At 66.8% G+C, this 19,576-nt stretch carries 16 protein-coding genes; 8 read left to right on the forward strand and 8 right to left on the reverse strand.

The window, feature by feature from the left end; all coding sequences use genetic code 11:
- Positions 1-12: 12 nt before the first annotated feature.
- The 7 genes from UAA55_RS31215 to UAA55_RS06740 form a co-directional block, all read right to left on the reverse strand.
- The gene (locus tag UAA55_RS31215) at positions 13-150 is read right to left on the reverse strand and encodes a hypothetical protein (RefSeq protein WP_416235159.1); all 138 of its coding nucleotides are present in this window, start codon (positions 148-150) and stop codon (positions 13-15) included.
- Between the two features lie 46 nt (positions 151-196).
- On the reverse strand, positions 197-1,180 hold the full coding sequence (locus tag UAA55_RS06715) for an alcohol dehydrogenase catalytic domain-containing protein (protein WP_416235160.1): 984 nt from the start codon (positions 1,178-1,180) through the stop codon (positions 197-199).
- A 223-nt stretch (positions 1,181-1,403) separates the two neighbouring features.
- Positions 1,404-1,793 carry a response regulator gene (locus UAA55_RS06720; protein ID WP_322951878.1) on the reverse strand — a complete coding sequence of 130 codons (390 nt, stop codon included), beginning with the start codon at positions 1,791-1,793 and terminating at the stop codon, positions 1,404-1,406.
- Complete coding sequence (locus UAA55_RS06725; RefSeq protein ID WP_322951879.1) at positions 1,780-5,262, reverse strand: chemotaxis protein CheB; 3,483 nt, start codon at positions 5,260-5,262, stop codon at positions 1,780-1,782. Before UAA55_RS06725 ends, UAA55_RS06720 begins: the two co-directional genes overlap by 14 nt.
- A 190-nt stretch (positions 5,263-5,452) precedes the next feature.
- Entirely contained in the window at positions 5,453-7,840 is a 2,388-nt protein-coding gene (locus UAA55_RS06730; protein WP_322951880.1) for a membrane-bound PQQ-dependent dehydrogenase, glucose/quinate/shikimate family, read from the reverse strand.
- Positions 7,837-8,148: a hypothetical protein gene (locus UAA55_RS06735; protein WP_322951881.1), complete on the reverse strand. Its 312-nt coding sequence runs from the start codon at positions 8,146-8,148 to the stop codon at positions 7,837-7,839. Before UAA55_RS06735 ends, UAA55_RS06730 begins: the two co-directional genes overlap by 4 nt.
- 135 nt (positions 8,149-8,283) lie before the next feature.
- Positions 8,284-8,745: an Lrp/AsnC family transcriptional regulator gene (locus UAA55_RS06740; RefSeq protein WP_322951882.1), complete on the reverse strand. Its 462-nt coding sequence runs from the start codon at positions 8,743-8,745 to the stop codon at positions 8,284-8,286.
- Positions 8,746-8,878: 133 nt separating this feature from the next.
- Between UAA55_RS06740 and kynU the strand changes: the two genes are divergently transcribed.
- The 4 genes from kynU to UAA55_RS06760 are packed head-to-tail and all read left to right on the forward strand — an operon-like array spanning position 8,879 to position 11,584.
- Positions 8,879-10,114, forward strand: coding sequence for a kynureninase (kynU, locus tag UAA55_RS06745; protein ID WP_322951883.1), 1,236 nt, complete (start codon positions 8,879-8,881; stop codon positions 10,112-10,114).
- Positions 10,111-10,962: a tryptophan 2,3-dioxygenase gene (kynA, locus tag UAA55_RS06750; RefSeq protein ID WP_322951884.1), complete on the forward strand. Its 852-nt coding sequence runs from the start codon at positions 10,111-10,113 to the stop codon at positions 10,960-10,962. The genes kynU and kynA overlap by 4 nt, the downstream gene beginning before the upstream one ends.
- Positions 10,959-11,354, forward strand: coding sequence for a cyclase family protein (locus tag UAA55_RS06755; protein ID WP_322951885.1), 396 nt, complete (start codon positions 10,959-10,961; stop codon positions 11,352-11,354). Before kynA ends, UAA55_RS06755 begins: the two co-directional genes overlap by 4 nt.
- Positions 11,330-11,584 (forward strand): cyclase family protein, encoded by a 255-nt coding sequence (locus tag UAA55_RS06760; RefSeq protein ID WP_322951886.1) that lies wholly within the window; start codon positions 11,330-11,332, stop codon positions 11,582-11,584. Before UAA55_RS06755 ends, UAA55_RS06760 begins: the two co-directional genes overlap by 25 nt.
- A gap of 8 nt (positions 11,585-11,592) precedes the next feature.
- On the opposite strand, the gene UAA55_RS06765 is transcribed toward UAA55_RS06760, so the two are convergent.
- Positions 11,593-13,215 carry an ABC-F family ATP-binding cassette domain-containing protein gene (locus tag UAA55_RS06765; protein ID WP_322951887.1) on the reverse strand — a complete coding sequence of 541 codons (1,623 nt, stop codon included), beginning with the start codon at positions 13,213-13,215 and terminating at the stop codon, positions 11,593-11,595.
- A gap of 220 nt (positions 13,216-13,435) precedes the next feature.
- Here UAA55_RS06765 and UAA55_RS06770 point away from each other — a divergent pair, with 220 nt between their 5' ends.
- The 4 genes from UAA55_RS06770 (at position 13,436) to UAA55_RS06785 (ending at position 19,575) form a co-directional block, all read left to right on the forward strand.
- Positions 13,436-14,020: an RNA polymerase sigma factor gene (locus UAA55_RS06770; protein WP_322951888.1), complete on the forward strand. Its 585-nt coding sequence runs from the start codon at positions 13,436-13,438 to the stop codon at positions 14,018-14,020.
- On the forward strand, positions 14,017-14,982 hold the full coding sequence (locus UAA55_RS06775; protein ID WP_322951889.1) for a FecR family protein: 966 nt from the start codon (positions 14,017-14,019) through the stop codon (positions 14,980-14,982). Before UAA55_RS06770 ends, UAA55_RS06775 begins: the two co-directional genes overlap by 4 nt.
- A gap of 208 nt (positions 14,983-15,190) precedes the next feature.
- The gene (locus UAA55_RS06780; RefSeq protein ID WP_322951891.1) at positions 15,191-18,001 is read left to right on the forward strand and encodes a TonB-dependent receptor; all 2,811 of its coding nucleotides are present in this window, start codon (positions 15,191-15,193) and stop codon (positions 17,999-18,001) included.
- Between the two features lie 182 nt (positions 18,002-18,183).
- Positions 18,184-19,575 carry a sugar porter family MFS transporter gene (locus UAA55_RS06785; RefSeq protein ID WP_322951892.1) on the forward strand — a complete coding sequence of 464 codons (1,392 nt, stop codon included), beginning with the start codon at positions 18,184-18,186 and terminating at the stop codon, positions 19,573-19,575.
- The last annotated feature ends 1 nt before the right edge of the window (position 19,576 follow it).

Below are 19,576 nucleotides of genomic sequence, written 5' to 3' on the forward strand. Positions count from 1 at the left end.
GATTGGAATGGGTCAGGGCTTCATGACGACCTTGATGCAGCCGTCCCGCTTGTCGCGGAAGGTCTTGTAAAGTTCCGGCCCCTCCTCCAGCGACGCGCGGTGGGTGATGACGAAGGACGGGTCGATGTCCCCCTCCTCGATGCGGCGCAAGAGGGGGGCAGATAACGCTGGACCGGTGTCTGGGCCATGCGGAAGGTCAGGCCCCGGTTGATGGCGGACCCCATGGGGATCTTGTCCAGCAGGCCGCCATAGACGCCGACGATGGAGACGGTGCCGAAGTTGCGGCAGCACATGATGGCCTGGCGCAGCACATGTGGCCGTCTGTGCCCATGAAGGTGGCCACCTTGATCCGGTCCACCACGGCGTCGAAGCCGCTTCCCGTGTCAGGCTCCGTCCCCACGGCGTCGATGCAGGCGTCGGCCCCCCGGCCCTGGGTCAGGTCCATGATGCGGTCGTAGATGTCCTCTTCGTTGAAATCCAGGGTCAAGGCCCCACCCTGGCGGGCCAATTCCAGCCGCTCCGGCACCTGGTCAATGGCGATGACCCGCTCCGCACCCAACAGGTAGGCGCTGCGGATGGCCATCTGACCCACCGGGCCGCAGCCCCAGACGGCGATGGTGTCGCCCGGCTGGATGTTGCAGAAGTCGGCGGCCATGTAGCCGGTGGGGAAGATGTCCGACAGGAACAGGGCCTGCTCGTCCGTCAGGCCGCCCGGCACCTTGAGGGGTCCGACATCGGCATAGGGTACCCGCAGGAACTCCGCTTGGCCGCCGCTGTAGCCGCCCAGCAGGTGCGAATAGCCGAACAGCCCCGCCGGGGAGTTGCCCCACAGCTTGGTCGCCTTGGCCTTGTCGGGGTTGGAGCGCTCGCAGGCGGAGTAATAGCCGCGCTTACAGAAGAAGCACTCGCCGCAGGAGATGGTGAACGGCACCACCACCCGGTCGCCGACCTTCAGGTTGCCGACACCGCTGCCCACCTCCACCACCTCGCCCATGGTCTCGTGCCCCAGCACGTCGCCGCTTTCCATGGAGGGGATGATGCCGTCGTAAAGATGCACGTCGGAACCGCAGATGGCGCAGGCCGTCACCTTGATGATGCAATCGCGGGCGTGCTCGATCGTCGGATCGGGAACCTGCTCACATCGTACGTCGCCCTTGCCATGCCAGGTCAGCGCTTTCATGGGGAACCCTTTCCATGGTCGGTCACGGATTGAACGGGACTCCCCACCTGGGCGTGAGCAGGGGACGGCCCCTGGGACAGGGGCCGGCATGCGCGCCATATCGATTTGGCCAACGCGCCTTGGGGTGGTGGTTCCCGAGCTTGGGGTCAATCCCGGTGGGACCACGGGGTTCCGCGCATGGCGCGTCGGCGGGAAAAAATTATCGCGACGCTCGCGACGTTCCTCAGGCCAGCGCCTTTTCCCGCTGCACCAGGGCCAGCATGGCGGCCATGAAGGCGTCCTGCCGCACCGGCTTGGTCAGGACGGGTATCGTGGGATACTTGGCCTGCATGCCGGGCGACAGCATCTGGCCGCTGTAGAAGAAGAACGGAATGCCCCGCTCGGTCAGGACGTCAGCCACGGCTTCCGACGTTTCCCGGCCCAGCCGCACGTCCAGCACGGCGGCGGAGAGACCGGGGTTACGGGCGGCGACGATCGCCTGGGCCACGGTGGCGGCGCTCAGAATCTCGGCACCCGCCTCCCGAAACGTCTCCTCCAGGTTCAGCGCGATCATCACCTCGTCGTCGGCGACCAGGATACGCAAACCGGCCAGCGGCAGCTCAGGCTCCATCATAGTGTCCATCCTGCTCCTCCTCCTCCAGGCCGATCTCCATGGTGCAAACCAGCCCATGGGGCTCGAACCGGCGCGTCACGGTCGCGCCAGGCAAACCCCGCTCAATCAAAACACCGCCGAAGCCATGATGTTCCGGTGGAACCACGGTGGGGCCGTCGAATTCCCGCCACGTCACCGCCAGCAGGGAATGGCCGTCCCGGACCATCTGCGTCCAACTCAACACCACCCGGCCGCCGGCGATGGAGAACGCGCCGTACTTGGCGGCGTTGGTGGCCAGTTCGTGCAGCACCAGCCCGAAGGGTGTCGCGAGGTGGGGCGGCAGCAGCACATACCCGCCCTCCAGGCTCAGGCGCTGCGGGTCGGCGCTGATGTAGGGCGCCAACTGGACGCGGGCCAGCGCTATCAGCTCCGCCCCTTCCCACTGGCAGTCCACCAGCAAGGCGTGGGCGCGGGCCAGGGCCGTCAGGCGCCCCTCGAACAGGTCGACGAAACGCTCGCTGGAGCCAGCCGTGCGCAGGGTCTGGCGGGCCAGCGACTGCACCACCGCCAGGGTATTGCCCACCCGGTGGCGCAACTCGCCCAACAGCAGCCGCTGGCGCCGTTCCCACTTCTTCCGGTCGGTGACGTCGCGCGTGCTCTCCAGCACCAGCCGCCGGCCCCCGACGCTGACCATCTCGATCTGGCTTTCGACGGTCAACACCCGGCCGTCCTTGGTGGTGTGCCGCAGCTCCCCACTCCACACCCCCTGGTCGGACAATGCCTGGCGCACGGCGTCGAAGCTTCCCTCCACCGGCGCCGCCCGCAGCAGCTGGGCCGGATCCCGTCCCTTCGCCTCCTCCCGGGAATAGCCGTACAGTTCCTCGCTGCCCCGGTTCCACTGGACGATGCCGTCGTCATATTCCCAGACGAAAATAGGGGCTCGTGAGAATTCGACCAGGCGCATTTCCTGCTTCAGCCGCGCCTCGCTGTCGCGCAGGGCCTCTTCCACCCGGCGGCGCTCCGTGATGTCGACGAAGGTCACCACCACGCCGTCGATCCGGTCGTCCACCGTCCGATAGGGACGGATGCGGACCAGATACCAGCCGCCGGTCCGGCTCTTGACCTCATGTTCCAGCAGCGTCAGTTCGCGCAGGACCGCATGGGCGTGGTCGGCCAGCTGGTCATAGTCCAACTGGTGGGTGAAGTCGGTGATGGGCCGGCCGGCGTCGGTGGCCGTGATGTTGAACAGCTCCGTCACGCGGGGCGTGAAGCGCTTGATGCGCAACGCCGGGTCCAGGAACAGGGTGCCGAAATCCGCCGCCGCCATCAGGTTCTGCAGGTCACTGTGCGCACGTGAGACGCTGGCCAGCTTCTGCTTCAGCTCATTGTTGACGGTCTGCAGTTCCTCATTCGTGGACTGCAGCTCCTCCTTGTTGGTTTCCAGTTCCTCGGAGGTGGAGCGGTACTCCTCGTTGATGGACTGCAATTCCTCATTGGCGGCGCGCAGTTCCTCGTTCGCCGCCTCCGACTCCTCCCGCGTCGCCCGCAGGCGGCTCTGCGCCAGCTGCAGCTCCTCCTGCAGGTGTCGAATGGTCTCATTGCCGGGCTCGTGGTTCTGGACGGCGGCGTCGCCCTCAACCGGCACCGCCTCGCCCTCGATGAACAGCACCAGGGCGTAGCGGCTGGGATCGCCCTCCTCCAGCACCGGCTTCACCTGCAGGTAGACGCGTTGGGGCTGCCCCTCGAACCGCACCACCAGCGGCCGGGTCAACGTGGTCTCCCCCCGGTCGAAGGCGCGATGCAACGCCGCCTCCAGATGGTAGCGCAGCTCCGGCCGGACCATGTCCGTGGCCACCGTGGTGACCGGCCCGCCGGACGGCTGCAGGAAGCGTCCGGCGGTTTCGGACAGGTGGATGGCGCGGTGGGTCTCATCGACCAGCATGCTGGGTGGCGCCACGCGCTCCAGCATCTGCCGGTGCAGGGTCACGTCGCCGCCCGGCAGCCGGTGTGAGGGGGCCGCCCGGTTGGGGGCGGCGTGGTGGGTGCTGGGCATGATGGGCAAGGCCGTGCGCCTGTCCCCCGTGTTGGGGACCATGCGGTAGATACGCGCGTCCCGGTCGATGGCGCGGAACAGGCCCTGCGGGTTGTCCGCATTTTCCGACGCGCCGAGGAACAGGAAGCCGCCGGGGTTGAGCGCGTAATGGAAGGTGGTGCACACCTGCTGCTGCAATTCCCGCTCCAGGTAGATCAGCAGGTTGCGACAGGACACCATGTCGACGCGGGCGAAGGGCGGGTCACGCAAGATGCTGTGGCTGGCGAACATGACGGCATCGCGCAGTTCCCGCCGCACCCGGTAATGATCCCCTTCCCGCTGGAAATAACGGCGCAGATGTTCCTCGGAAACGTCCTGCTCGATGGTCATGGGGAAACAGCCCTCGCGCGCGACGGCCAACGCCTCGGCATCCAGGTCTGACCCGAACACCTGGATCTCGGGCCGAACGTCGCGCCGTGCCGCCTCTTCCAGCAGCAGGATGCCGATGGTGTAGGCCTCTTCCCCCGTGGCGCAGGCCGGCACCCAGATGCGGATGCTGTTGGCCGCCTCCTTGCCTTCGAACAGCTGGGGGATGACCAGGGCCGCCAGTTGTTCGAACGCCCGCTTGTCGCGGAAGAACGAGGTGACGGAGATCAGGAAGTCGGCGAACAGCGCATGGGCCTCGGTGGCGTGCTCCCTCAGGTGGGCGTAGTACTGGCCCAGCGTCTCCTGCTGCGTGACCTGCATGCGGCGGGCGATGCGGCGGGCGATGGTGGCGCGCTTGTACTGGCTGAAGTCATGGCCCAGGCGCACGCGCACATGGGCCAGGATGCGGCGCATCATGTCGTCGTCGCCCTCCGGCATCGGCGGTGTCGTGCCGTCGTGCCGATTCCGCAGCAGCTCCGCCAGCCGGCGGGCGAGATCCCGCACCGGCAGGACGAAGTCGGCGGCATCGGTGGCGATGGCGCTGCGCGGCATGGAGGTGAACTCCGCCTCGTCCGGATCCTGCACCAGAACGATGCCGCCCACCTCCTTGATGGCCCGCACGCCCTGGGCGCCATCGGCGCCAGCGCCGGTCAGGATGATGGCGAAGCCGTCGCTGTGCTGCGCGGCCAGGGAGCGGAAGAACAGGTCGATGGGCGCCCGCTTGGCTCGCGGCTCGTCAAACGACAGGGCCGAGATCATGTGATCGGCGATGTTGAGCGCGCTGTCCGGGGCGATGACATAGACATGGTTGTTGCGCAGGTGCACGCGGTCGGCCACCTGCGACACCGGCATGCGGGTGCGTGTGGCCAGGATGCCGGCCAACTCGCTGCGCCGTTCGGGATTCAGGTGGACCACCACGACGAAGGCGGCGTTGGGCTCATCCGGCAGCGCCTCGAAGAAGGCCTGCAGCGCCTTCACCCCACCCGCCGATGCCCCGATGCCGACGATCGGCGGATCGGTTTCCAACTCCACGTGTCCCTCCCAGGCGCCCCGTGCATCTCAACGCCGGCGCAAATCGATCCATCGTACCGTCAGACTATCGTAAATCATTGAAACGTCTGGCAACCACGGTCCCACACCGTCGCCCCGGCGCCCTGTGAGGAACGCAATCCGGCCCATGCGGCGCAAGGGCGACAAAGGAACTATGTCCATTGCCAGCTTTTCAATTCCCAAGGGTATAGGCCCGGACATAATCGCCGATCTTGGTGCCGAAGGAGCCGTGACCGCCGTCCACGGTGACGATGTACTGCCGCCCCCCCTGCTCATAAGCCATGGGCGTGGATTGGCCTCCGGCCGGCAGCCGATCCTGCCACAGCAGTCGGCCGTCGCTCACATCGAACGCCCGGATAAAATAGTCCATGGTGGAGGTCAGGAACACCACCCCGCCCGCCGTCACCAACGGGCCGCCCAGCATGGGCACCCCCAGCTCCAACGGTATCGGCAGGGGCGCCATGTCGCGGATGGTGCCCACCCGGTGCCGCCATACCACCCTGCTGGTGCGCAGGTCGATGGCCGCCAGTTCACCCCAGGGCGGCTGCAGGCAGGGAATGCCCAAGGGGGACAGGAAGACGCCCAGGTTGGCGCCGAAGGGCGTGCCGTACATGGGCTGCACGCCCAGTTCCGTCCCCGGCGGATGCCGGCCGTTGGGGGCGGCCGGGTTGTCCTTGCCGCGCGGGACCAGGCGGGAGACGAAGGGGATGGACATGGGGTTGGCGATGGCCACCTGCCGCCGGGGGTCGATGGCCAGCCCGCCCCATTCGAACATGCCGAGGTCACCGGGGAAGACCAGCGTGCCCTGAAGCGACGGCGGGGTGAACGGCCCCTCGTAGCGCAGGCGGTGGAACAGGATGCGGCAGGCCAACTGGTCGAACATGGTGCCACCCCACATCCGCGCGCCAGTCAGCCTGTCCCGCGGGCGAAAGCTGAGCTGGGAGGCCGGCTGCGTCGGGGCCAGCCGGTCGCCGGGGGCGGGCCCCTGCGGGACCGGCACCTCGGGCGCCGGCACGATCGGGTGCCCGTCCCGGCGGTCCAGAACGAAGATGTTGCCGGTCTTGGCGGGGACGTAGATGGCCGGCACCGGGCCGGACGGCGTCACCACGTCCGCCAGGCTGGGCTGGGCCGGCACATCCATGTCCCAGACATCGTGGTGCACGTTCTGGTAGGACCAGCGCAGCTTGCCCGTGGCGATGTCCAGCGCCACCAGGGCGCTGTCGTAGCGTTCCTGAGCCGGCGTGCGGTTCCCGCCCCAGATGTCGGGAGAGGCCGAGCCCAACGGCACGTAGACCAGGCCCAGGGCCTCATCCACCGCCGACACCGCCCAGGAGTTTGGGCTGCCAGCGGTGAAGTGATGGGTGGCCGACGGCATCTCGTTGGGGTCGGGATTGCCAGCGTCGAAGGCCCAGACCAGGCGGCCGCTGTAGACGTCAAAGCCCCGGATGACGCCGGACGGCACCTTGCCGGAATAGTTGTCGATGACGGCGCCGCCCATGATCAGCACCTTGTCCGTCACGGCCGGCGGCGAGGTGCCCTGGTAGAAGCCCACCTGCTTCACCTCGCTGCCGCGCTTGAGGTCGATCTGGCCATGGTCGCCGAAGCCGTCGCAGGGCGTGCCGGTTTCCCCGTCCAGGGCGAATAGCCGGCCGTCATCGGTGGGCAGGTAGATGCGGGTGGGGCATTCAGCGGGGGCCGGCGCACCATCGGCCGTCGTGGCCCCAGGCCGGGTGCGATGGAAGGCGACGCCCCGGCAGGTCATGTGCTGGAACCCGGGATCGCGCTGGACCTGGGGGTCGAACCGCCAGCGCAGCGCGCCCGTGGCGGCATCCAGCGCGAAAACGATCTGGTGGGGGGAACAGGTGTAAAGCAGGTCGCCCACCTTCAGGGGCGTCACCTCGGTGGTGATCTCACCCGGGTCGTCGGGTCCAGGCAGGTCGCCGGTGCGGAACTGCCAGGCCAGCTTTAGTCGGCCAACGTTCGCTGGCGTGATCTGGGCCAGGTCCGAATAACGGTCGCCCCGGCCGCTGCCGCCATAGGCGGGCCAGTCGTCCCCAGCCCGATCAGGGGCGGGCGCTTCGAGCCCCAGCGGCGGCACCGTGCCCCGGATGGCGTGCCGGTCGCGCGCCAGGGCGACGCCCACCACCACCACGGCCAGCACCAGCACGCCGCCCAGGGCCAGCACCGGCCCCCTGCCCGCCCCACTGGCCGCCCCACCGGCCGCTGGCGACAACCGGCGAGTGATGAAGGGCAGCAGCAGCCAGACGCCCAGGGGGACCAGCACGTCGCCGCGCGGCGCCAGGGCCCAGAAATCGAAGCCCACCTCCCACACCGCCCAGACCATGGTGGCCAGCACCAAGGCGGCATGCAGCCACAACGCCGCCGCCCGGCGGCGCCACAGCAGGGCGGCGACCGCCAACAGCGCGGCGCCGGCGACGGCGTAATAGGGGCTGCCGCGCAGAAGCACCAGCCACACGCCACCGACCAGGAGATAAAGGCCGGACAGCGCGATCAGCGCCGCCGTGCCTGTGGACAAGCGCCGGTCCCACGCTGGGCTCATCGGGTCGGCTTCCCGGCCTGAACCTTGGCGAAGTGCATCGTCAGCCAGGCGCCCGTCAGCAGCGCGCCCACCGCCAGCACCGCGAAATCAGGTGTCAGCACCGCCATGATCGGCCGCACCGACCACAGCAGCAGCCCGACGATGAGGTTGGCGAAGCCCCACAGGAAATTCACCAGCGGCGGGCTGTCCCCGGCCGCGGGCGGCTTGGCGAAGGGTGTGGGGAACGGGCGGCCATGCAGACCGGCGACCAGGTGGGGGATGCCGTTGCACAGGAAGACCCCGGCGAAAAACAGGGCGATATAGTCCATGGCGGCCACAGCTCCGCTAAGGGTCGGCTTCCTCCGGCGTGAGGCCGGGGGGCGAGGTTGGGGATCGCGCCCGCCGGGTCCACAATCCGCCGTCGCCGGAGAAGGTTCCGGATGGGAAAGCCGCCGACCGTCCCGCTATGGTTGCGTCCCCAACGCGGCCATCAGCGGACGCGCCTGGAAGACCGTCTTCAGGCAAATGCGGGTGGAGAAGGTCTTGACGCCCGGCAGGCGCGACAATTCCGTCCGCAGCAGTTGGTCCAGCGCCTCGACGTCCCGCAGCGCCACCCGCAGTACGTAGTCGAACGGCCCGGCCGTGGTATGGCATTCCAGCACGGCGGGGACCTGGGCGATGGCCTCCTCGAACGCCTGGTGGCGCCCCAGGTCGATGGCCACGTCCACGAAGGCCAGCAGCGGCAGCCCGACGCGGGATCGGTCAAGCTCCGCCCGGTATCCGGTGATCACGCCGCCTTCCTCAAGGGCCTGCACGCGATTCCAGCAGGGCGTTTTCGACAGGCCCACCGTTTCCGCGATCTGGGCGAAGGACGCGCGGCCGCTCGTCTCCAGGATGGTCAGCAGGCGGTGGTCGATCGCATCCACAGTCGTTCTCCTATTGCTCCATTTTCCAGAACGATGTTCTTGACGCTTCGCCAAGGCAAGCATCTTCGTAACAATGTTCCCCTTCGGGGGCGGTATGATGGGGGAAAGGGAAACCTCAAGGAGACCTCGGGACATGCCCCTGGACCGTGCCGCCTGCGCGGCGCTGGATCGCGACGATCCGCTGGCCGAATTCCGTGACGCGTTCGAGATCGCCGACGGCGTCATCTACCTCGACGGTAATTCGCTGGGCGCCCTGCCCAAGGCGACGCGCGCGCGCCTGGCCGATGTGGTGGCGCGGGAATGGGGCGGCGAGTTGATCCGCGGCTGGAACACCGCCGGCTGGATCACGATGCCCCAGCGCGTCGGCGACCGCATCGCCTCCCTCATCGGCGCGGAGGCGGACGAGGTCATCGCGGCGGACTCCACCTCCGTCAATCTGTTCAAACTGGCGACAGCCGCCCTGGCCCTGCGGCCCGGCCGCCGGGTGATCGTGACGGAGCCGGGCAACTTCCCCACCGATCTCTACATCCTGCAGGGCGTGCACGACCTGCTGGGCGATCGGGTGGACCTGCGGGTGGTGGAGCCTGACCGCATCGAGCAGGCCCTGGACGCGGATACGGCCCTGCTGCTGCTGACCCAGGTGCATTACAAGACCGGCCGCATCCATGACATGGCCCGGCTGACGGCGAAAGCCCATGCCGCCGGCGCCCTGGCCCTGTGGGACCTGTCGCACAGCGCCGGCGCCATCGACGTCAACCTGAACGCGGCCGGCGCCGACCTCGCCGTGGGCTGCGGCTACAAATACCTGAACGGCGGTCCCGGGGCGCCGGCCTTCCTGTTCGTCGCCAAGCGCCACCAGGCGCGGCTGCGCTCCCCCCTCTCCGGCTGGATGGGGCACGCGACACCCTTCACCTTCGGCGACGATTATGTGCCGGCCCCCGGCGTCGAGCGCATGCTGTGCGGCACGCCCCCCATCCTGGGCCTGGCGGCCCTGGAGGTGGGTGTCGACCTCATGGCCAGCGCCGATCGCCGTGCGATCCGGGCCAAGTCCATGGCACTGGGCGATTTGTTCATCCGACTGGTGGAACACGCGTGCCCAGACCAATTCACCCTGCACTCCCCCCGCGACGCGCAGGCCCGGGGCAGCCAAGTCAGCTTCGGCCATGCGGACGGCTACGCCATCATGCAGGCGCTGATCGCCCGGGGGGTCATCGGCGACTTTCGCGCGCCGGACGTCATCCGCTTCGGCTTCGCCCCCCTCTATGTGCGCTATGTCGACGTTTATGACGCGGCGATGCACCTGAAGGACATCATGGACAGCGGCGCCTGGCGGGATGCCGCCTATCAGACCCGTGGAGCCGTGACGTGACCGACACCCCTCGCCCCCATACCGCCGCTGTCGACCTGTCGGGCGAGGCGCTGCACACGGCGCCGCCCATGAGCTACGGCAGCTATCTGGGGCTGGAGGAACTGCTGGCCGCCCAGCACCCCCGTTCCGGCGAGCATGACGAACTGCTGTTCATCATCATCCACCAGGCGTCCGAACTATGGATGAAGCTGAGCCTGCATGAGCTGCGCGCGGCCTTGCGCCAGATCCAGGCCGATGATCTGGGCCCGGCGCTTAAGATGATCGCCCGCGTCAGCCGCATCCAGGCGCAGCTGATCCAGTCGTGGGAGGTGCTGTCCACCATGACGCCGGCGGACTACAGCCTGATCCGTCCCCACCTGGGGCAGAGCAGCGGCTTCCAGTCCTATCAGTATCGCCACCTGGAATTCCTGCTGGGCAACAAGAACGCCGGCATGATGACGGTGCACCAGGGCGAGCCGGCCATCTTCGCGGCATTGGAAGAGAGCCTGAACGCCCCCAGCCTGTATGATGAGGCCCTGCGCCTGCTGGCCCGGCGCGGCTTCGACATTCCGCGAGAGAAGCTGGAGCGTGACTTCGCCCAGCCCTACGAGCCGGACGCCCGGGTGCAGGCCGCCTGGCTGGTGGTCTATCAGGACCCGCATCGGCATTGGGAGCTGTATGACTTGGCGGAAAAGCTGGTGGATCTGGAATATCGTTTCCAGCAATGGCGCTTCAGCCACATGAAGACGGTGGAGCGCATCATCGGCTTCAAGCCTGGCACAGGCGGCACCGGCGGCGTCAGCTACCTGGTCAAGGCGCTGAGCCTCAGCTTCTTCCCCGAACTGCTTTCCGTGAGGACGGCGCTATGACCCGCATCTGGGACATCACCCAGCCCATCCGCCCCGGCATCCCGGTGTGGCCCGGCGACACCGCCTATCAGGAAGAACGCGTGTGGGCCCTGGGGCCGGGGTGCCCGGTCAATGTCAGCCGGTTGACCCTGTCCACCCACACCGGGACTCACGCCGACGCCCCCCTGCATTATGATGCCGCCGGCCTGCCCATCGGCGCCGTCGACCTGGCGCTCTATCTGGGCCCCTGCCGCCTGGTCGATGTGACCGGGGAGGGGCCGGTCATGCCGGCGGAGGTGGCGACCGCCTGGCCGGCGCGCCGCCGCGCATCCTGCTGCGCACTTACCGGCGCTTCCCGCACGACCGCTGGGTCACCGACTTCCGCGCCGTGGATGCCGCCACCATCGACCTGATGGCCGCCCATGGCGTGCGCCTCATCGGGGTGGACGCCCCCTCCCTGGACCCGGAGACGTCCAAGGACTTGCTGGCCCACAACGCCGTGCGCCGCAACGGCATGGCCATCCTGGAGGGGCTGGTGCTGGACGACGTGCCGGCGGGGGATTACGAGCTGATCGCCCTGCCCCTGAAGCTGGCCCAAGCCGACGCCGCCCCCGTCCGCGCCATCCTGCGCGCGTTGGCTTAGAATAGGGATCAGCTGTGCAGGCCGGGCGCCTCCTGCCCGGTGCTGGCCACGTATTCGGTGTAGCCGCCGCCGTACTGGTGGATGCCTTCCGGTGTCAGTTCCAGGACGCGATTGGACAGCGTGGCCAGGAAGTGGCGGTCGTGCGACACGAACAGCATGGTGCCCTCGTACGCCGCCAGCGCCGTGATCAGCATCTGCTTGGTGTCGAGGTCCAGGTGGTTGGTCGGCTCGTCCAGCACCAGGAAGTTGGGCGGGTTGTACAGCATCATGGCCATCACCAGCCGGGCCTTCTCCCCGCCCGACAGGACGCGGCAGCGCTTTTCCACGTCGTCGCCGGAGAAACCGAAGCAGCCGGCCAGCGCCCGCAGCGATCCCTGGCCCGCCTGGGGGAACTTGGCCTCCAAGGCCTCGAACACCGTTTGCTCACCATCCAATAGTTCCATGGCGTGCTGGGAGAAATAGCCCATCTTGACGCTGCCGCCGACCGTGACGGTGCCCGCGTCCGGCTGGTCCGCGCCGGCGATCAGCTTCAGCAGGGTGGACTTGCCCGCGCCGTTGACGCCCATGACGCACCAGCGCTCCTTGCGGCGGATGGTGAGGTCCAGCCCCTGGTAGATGGTGCGGCTGCCATAACCCTTATGCACGTTCTTCAGCACCGCCACGTCGTCGCCCGAGCGCGGCGCCGGCGGGAATTCGAACGTCACCGTCTGGCGGCGCTTCGGCGGCTCGATCCGCTCGATCTTGTCCAGCTTCTTCACCCGGCTCTGCACCTGGCTGGCGTGCGAGGCCCGGGCCTTGAAGCGCTCGATGAACTTCAGCTCCTTGGCCAGCATGGCCTGCTGGCGTTCGAACTGCGCCTGCTGCTGCCGCTCGTTCAAGGCCCGCTGCTGCTCATAGAACACATAATCGCCGGAGTAGCTGGTCAGCGACCCGCCGTCGATCTCGATGATTTTGGTGACGATCCGGTTCATGAATTCCCGGTCATGCGAGGTCATCAGCAGGGCGCCGTCGTACCCCTTCAGAAACCCCTCCAGCCAGATGAGGCTTTCCAGATCCAGATGGTTGCTGGGTTCGTCCAGCAGCATGGCATCGGGCTTCATCAACAGGATGCGGGCCAGCGCCACGCGCATCTTCCAACCGCCGGACAACATGCCGACGTCCTTGTCCATCATCTCCTGGCTGAAGCTGAGGCCGGCCAGCACCTCGCGCGCCCGTCCCTCCAGCTCATAGCCGCCCAGCTCATCGAAGCGCGCCTGCACCTCGCCATAGCGCTCGATGATCTCATCCATGCGGTCGGCCTGGTCCGGGTCGGCCATGGCCGCCTCCAGGACGGCCATCTCCTTGGCCACCTCGCTGACCGGGCCGGCGCCATCCATCACCTCGGCCACCGCGCTGCGGCCGGACATCTCGCCCACGTCCTGGTTGAAGTAGCCTATGGTGATCTGCTTCTCCACCGACACCTGGCCGGTGTCCGGCAGCTCCTCACCGGTGATCATGCGGAACAGGGTGGTCTTGCCGGCGCCGTTGGGACCGACCAGGCCCACCTTCTCACCCCGGTTCAGGGCCGCGGACGTCTCCATGAACAGGATGCGGTGGCCGTTGTGCTTGCTGATGTTTTCGAGGCGGATCATGGGGACCGGGTTCCAAAGGCGGGATTGGCCCCCTTATGCCACAGGATGCGCGACGCGATAGTGCCCGGATCGGCATACCCGTCCAGCGATGGGGCGGCGCCCCGCACATCCTGGCTCCGAAAATTTTCCCGTTGCCCATAACGGATTTTTGGCGCCCGTTCGTCATCCAGGGAAAGGGCGCCAGAGTGCGCACAGAAAACCGAGGGAGGAAGGACGTCCGGTGAACAGAAGTGCGGTGGATCTATGGTTTGTGGAGGAAGTCCTCCCCTTGGAGGCGGCGCTGACCGGCTATCTGCGCCGCAAGTGGCGGGAGGCGTCCGAGATCCCCGATCTTCGGCAGGAGATCTACACCCGCGTCTACGAGGCGGCGACCGTGGCCATCCCTGAAATGACCAAACCCTTCCTGTTCATGACCGCCCGCAACCTGTTGATCGACCGCGCGCGCCGCGCGCAGGTGGTGTCCATCGAGACGGTCATCGATCTTGAGGATCTGGACGTGGCCGACACCGTGCCCAACCCGGAACAAAACGCCGGGGGCCGCGAGATCCTCCGGTTGCTGCAGGCTGCCATCAACCGCCTGCCGCCGCGCTGCCGCGAGGTGACCCTGCTGCGCAAGGTGCACGGCCTGCCCCAGCGTGACGTGGCCCGCCGCATGGGCATCAGCGAAAGCACCGTGGAACAGCAGGTGGCCAAGGGCGTGCGCCTGATCGCCGACGCCATGGTCGACATCGTGCCCGAACCCGTGACCGGCCGCTTCGGCCGGCGTTTGCGAAAAATGGGGCCGCGCAAGGTGGGGCAGCCATGATCGAGCATGATCCCATCGAGGAACAGGCGGCGCGCTGGCTGGCCCGCCAGGATGCCGGCCCCCTGGACGCGGCGGTCAAGGCCGGGTTCGACGCCTGGATCGCCACCTCCACCCGCCATCGCGTGACCTATCTGCGATTGGAGGCCGCGTGGAAGCGGGCCGACCAGTTGCGGGCGGCGGGTCCGGCCCCGGCCATGACGCGCGCGGCGCTGGAGCGGGCGCCGTGGCGCCGGTGGGCACCTATGATGGCCGCCGCCGCGGTGGCCCTGGTCGTCATCGGCCCAACCATGGATCAGTGGGACTGGCCCTTCGCCGCCGGGCAGAAATTCAGCACCGGCGTGGGCGACCGCTACACCGCCCATCTGCAGGACGGCTCGCAGATCGAGCTGAACACCAACACCCGCCTGCGTGCCTCCATCGACCAGACGACGCGCGAGGTGCGGCTGGACAAGGGCGAGGCCTTCTTCGAGGTGGTGCACGACGACAAGCACCCCTTCGTGGTCATCAGCGGCGATCTGCGCATCGTCGACGTCGGCACCAAATTCTCCGTCCGCCGCGACGGCGACAGGCTGGAGGTGGTGGTGGCCGAGGGTGCGGTCCTGGTGGAGGACATGGCCCATCCCAACGACGTGGCCCCCACCCTGGTGACGCAGTTAAGCGCGGCGGTGGCGCAACCCAAGGCCATCCGCAAAAGTTCGCGCAGCGAGGAACAAGTACGGGATGCCCTGGGTTGGCGCCACGGGACGCTGGTCTTCACCGACCGTCCCTTGCGGGAGGTGGCGGCGGAGTTCAACCGATATAACCGCAAGCAACTGGTGGTACCGGCCGAGGGTCCCATGGGCGATATCCGCATCGGCGGCAGTTTCGAGGCCACCAATGTCGACGCTTTCGCCCGCCTGCTGCACAGCGGCTTCGGCCTGAAGGTAATTGATGACGGCAGGGAAATAAGAATTTCAAATTGAGAATAGGGGATCTGGCACGGTCCTTCGTCATAGCCGAATACAACAATCCAGAAATGAGGGAGAAATCGTGCCAAATCCCAATATCCGTCACGCCCTTTCCGCCGCCCTTCTGACGACGGTCTGCTGGCCAGCACTAACGCAAGCCGCTAAATCCATGGCGACGCCGCAACCTGCGCGCGCGATCACTTTGGCATCCGCCGCCGAAACGATGATCGACATCCCGGCTGGTGACCTACGCACCGCGCTGGAAAGCTATATTCGCCAGACCGGCTCGCAGCTGATCTATAAGGCCGACGAGGTCGCCGGCATCAGCACCAAGGGCGCCCAGGGCCGTCTGTCCGCCCAGCAGGCGCTGGACAGCATCCTGGCCAACACGGGCCTCACCGTGCACCGCGACCCCTCGGGCGCCGCCGTGGTCAGCCGCAAGTCCGACCGCGCCGCCACAGCGACCCCGGCCCTGCGCAATGCCGCCGCCCAGGGCGCTACGGCAGAAGGCACCGCCGCCCAGCCGCAGGTCGCCCAGGCCACCCCCGCCACGACCGGCACCGATGACACCGTGCAGATGGGCGGCGCGCCCGACCTGCAGGAAATCATCGTCACCGGCCTGCGCTCCAAGCGCAACCTGCTGAACGCCTCCGTCGCCATCACCGCGGTGAACGAGGCCGACTTGGCCCAGAAGGCGCCGCGCAGCACCGTCGACGTGCTGGAAATGATCCCCGGCATCTTCGTCGAGGGCACGGCCGGCCCGGTGTCCAACAACTACTCGGTGCGCGGCCTGCCCGGCGGCACCCAGCAGTTCGTCCGCCTGATCGAAGACGGCATGCCCGCCATCTACGGCGGCCTGAACGATGACGAGGTGTTCCAGAACGACATCTCGATCGACCGGGTCGAGGCGCTGCAGGGCGGCAGCTCGGGCATCCTGACACCCAACGCCGCCGGCGCCTCCATCAACTTCATTTCGCGCAAGCTGAACTTCGACGAGGCCGGCGGCATCGCCCGCATCACCGGCACCACCTATGGCGACCGGCGCGGCGACCTGTGGTTCTCCTCCCCCATCCCGGACCTGAAGGACACCGCCTTCGCCATCTCGGGCTATTACGACAGCACGCCGGGTGTGCGCAGTTCCCCTTTCCGGTATGAGACCTACCATGTGAAGGGCCAGCTGGAGCACAAGTTCGAGGACGGCTGGATCCGCTTTACCGTCAAGGATTGGGACGAGCACGATCCCTACTACGCCGACCAGCCCTACGCCTATAACAACGGCACCATTTCCAGCGTGCCGGGCCTGGACACGCAGTTCGGCAACATCATCGGCAAGGGCTTCGCCAACGTCAGCGTGCCGGACTCCTGCTACGCCAACGGCCAGTGCTTCCGCAATTTCAGCATGCAGGACGGCATCCACGCCACCGGCCACCAGTTCCGCGTGGATGGGGAGCGTGAGTTCGACCACGGCATCTCCCTCTTCGTCCGTGGCCGCTATACCGAGACGGATTGGGACTTCAACGGTGTGTTCGCCGGCAGCGGCAGCGGCAACGGCGGCCTGGCGTCGGCCCTCACCTACCTGACCCCCACCAGCGCCTCGCCCATCTACGACCTGCTGCAGTCCGGCCTGGCCGCTTTCCCGGGCACCACGCAGTTCGGCATCCGCAACCTGACCAACGGCCAGGTCACCGCGGCGTCCAATGCCGCGGCCCTGAATGCGCTCAACGGCAACGGTCTGCTGCAGCAGACCGTGCTGAACCGCCAGCTGGTGAAGCTGCGCGACTGGGGCAGCGATTTCGGCGCCAAGTGGGACACCTCGGGCGATGGCTGGACCAACAGCCTGACCGTGGGCGGTATGATCTACGCCACGGACATCGCCAACGACCAGTCGGGCGTCTCCACCGTCATCAACGACGTGAAGAACCAGTCCAACATCTATGACATCGTGGCCATGAACAGCGCCGGCACCGTGCTGGGCACGCTGGGCAACAACGGCCTGATCTCGTACGGCAACTGGGGTGCGGGCATCAGCGCCACCCACCAGACGTCGAAGTCGGTTTATGTGAACGACGAATTCGCCTGGAACCAGGACCTGCACTTCGACTTCGGCGTGCGCTATGAGCGCGAGGACACCGTCGGCGTGGCGGGCAACAGCTCGCCCCAGCCCATCCCGGCGGGCGTGGGCGGCATCGTCCAGGTAAACCCGAACGCCTTCAACGGCACCTACAGCTACACCTCGGGCCATGAGTTGCCGGTGCACGTCACGGCCGGCGTCAACTACACCATCGCCCAGAACCTGTCGGTCTACGCCCGCTACGCCCGCGCCTACCAGACCCAGGGCACCAACCCGCAGGCGGCCGCCCTGAGCCTGTACGAAGGCGGCGTCACCTATTCCGACTATGGCCTGACCGGCACCGTCCGCGGCTTCCGCACCGAGTTCAAGAACCAGACCTGGGGCGGCGGCGTCAACCCGGCCGATCCCAACCTGAACCAGGGCTTCTTCGCCGATTCCGAAACCAACGGCGTCGACGTCGACCTGTACTACCGCCCGCAGTACGAGCCGCTGAGCGCCTTCGGCGTGCACGCCCAGGCCACCTACCAGGACCCGACGTTCAGCAACGTCAAGGTCGGCTTCATCGACGTCAACGGCACCAACATCGCGCCGCAGGTTGCCGCCTTCTACAACGGCAAGATCCCGGGCCGCACCCCGAAGATCCTGTACGCCGTCACGCCGGAGTACAACCTGCCCAACAACAAGGGCCAGATTTACCTGCGCTACAAGTATGTCGGCCGCATCTTCGCCGACAATGGCAACCAGGTGGAGCTGCCCGGCTACGGTGTGGTGACCATCGGCGCCATCTACAACCTCACGCCGGCCATGACGCTGAACGTCAGTGTGGACAATGTCACGGATGAGCTGGGCCTGACGGAAGGCAACCCCCGCCAGGGCTTCACCCAGCAGGTCGTGAACGGCTACTTCTATGGCCGTGGCATCGTCGGCCCCAACGCCATGGTGTCCCTGACCGCGAAGTTCTGATCCCTTTCCCTCCCCTGGGCGGCGGGTTCGGGTCCGGGCGCCGCCGCCCATCTTTTTAAAGGCCTCTGCAGGCTTGGCGGGGAAGCCTTGGTGGTCGCCTATTGTCTGGCCCCCAACCCATTTGCCTACCAGCACAGAAAAAAGCCTACGCGCGAACAGCCGGGCGAGTGAGGAGAAGGCTAATGTCTGATCGGCGAAGCACGCACGAGAACCGCGTGACCGGTGCCATGATCATGAGCGCGGCCGGTGCCGCGCTTGGCGGATTGCTCTTTGGCATCGACACGGCTGTCATTTCCGGGACCACCTCGGCGCTTCAGGAACGTTTCACGCTCAGCAATTCCGCCCTCGGTTTCACAGTAGCCTCAGCGCTTATCGGAACCGTAATAGGCGCATTGGCGGCGGGTTCTCCTGCTGATCGCTTTGGCCGACGCGCGATGCTGGTCACCATTGCCTTGTGTTACGTCTTTTCGTCTCTAGGCTGCGCCTTTGCGGGGAATTGGCATGTTCTCCTGGTTTTCCGTTTCCTCGGAGGGCTTGCCATTGGTGCCGCTTCGGTCGTGACCCCCATCTACATCGCCGAGGTGTCGCCCGCAGTTTATCGTGGGCGCCTCGTGGCGCTCAATCAGCTCAACATCGTCTTCGGCATCCTGCTTGCCTTCGTATCGAACTTCATTATAGCCGGACTGGCGCCTCCGGAAACGGCATGGCGCTGGATGCTGGGCGTCATCGCCGTTCCCTCCGCCGTGTTTTTGCTGATTACCGTGCTGCTGCCGGACAGTCCCCGCTGGCTGGCCGTCAATGGGCGCGCCGACGCCGCGCGGAAGGTGATGGGCCAACTCGGATTCCATGATCTTGAAAGCGAGGTTGAGCGTATGCTTGCGGCCGCGGCCCGCGACCGGCATGGAGAGAAGCCCAGGCTGTTCCAGCGGAGGCACGCGTTGCCCGTCACCTGTGCCGTTCTGATTGCAATGTTCAATCAGCTTTCCGGCATCAACGCGCTTCTCTACTACGCGCCCAGGATCTTCGAATTAGGAGGGGCGAAGGCGGATTCCGCTATGCTCCAGTCGATCGCCGTTGGTGGCGTCAACCTGATCTTTACAATCATTGCCATGTTCCTGATCGACAAGATCGGCCGCAAGCCGCTGCTCTACTTCGGTTCAATTGGAACAGCGGTGACTCTGTTCGTTGTCGGTGCACAGCTTGAAACACCACATCCGGATGGAATACTGGTTCTTCTTGGTCTTCTTGGCTTTATCGCCGCTTTCGCCCTATCCCAGGGAGCGGTCATTTGGGTTTTCATTTCGGAAGTGTTTCCCAGCACCGTACGCGGCAAGGGACAAGCGCTCGGCAGCGCGACCCACTGGATCATGGCGGCCGCAATCACCTGGGTCTTCCCTCTATTCGCGACAGGCTTGGGCGGGTGGGTGTTCGCCATCTTCGGCGCGATGATGCTGCTTCAGACCCTATTCGTATGGAAGTTGATGCCTGAAACCAACGGCATCTCTCTCGAGGACATGGACCTTGGACTTCACGAAAACCCGCTCCGCCCCGAGTTGGTCGGTAGCGCCAAATGAA

Source organism: Nitrospirillum guanabarense (assembly GCF_034653355.1).
In the GTDB taxonomy this organism is placed as follows: domain Bacteria; phylum Pseudomonadota; class Alphaproteobacteria; order Azospirillales; family Azospirillaceae; genus Nitrospirillum.